Genomic DNA, 268 nt, shown 5'->3' with positions numbered 1-268 from the left:
AGAGGCGAAGCTGCAGCCATTTCCAGAAGGGGCCGAAGGGCTGCACCGCCGGGTTGTTGCGCTCGGACACGATCACCGGAAGCCTGAGGCCCCGTGTTGCAAGAAGCGTCAACACGTTCGTGCGCGTCAGGAAGCTCAGGACGAAGTCGGGACGGGTGCGGATGATGGTCGAGCGCAGCCGGGAGAGCCTTCGTGCCACCAGCCAGGCGGCGCGCAGCTTGCCGGCCTTCTGGGCCGGCACGTCGAGCCGCTCGATGGCGACGCGTGG

1 pseudogene is annotated in these 268 nt (G+C 67.9%); it reads right to left on the bottom strand.

From position 1 onward, the window contains the following. Positions 1-268, bottom strand: a pseudogene (locus L981_RS35365) (glycosyltransferase family 4 protein); the annotation flags it as partial.

The sequence above is a fragment of the Ensifer sp. ZNC0028 genome, from assembly GCF_000799055.1.
Classification (GTDB): domain Bacteria; phylum Pseudomonadota; class Alphaproteobacteria; order Rhizobiales; family Rhizobiaceae; genus Ensifer.
Note: the sequence above shows the minus strand (reverse complement) of the source record. Positions and strands in the feature narration are given on the sequence as shown.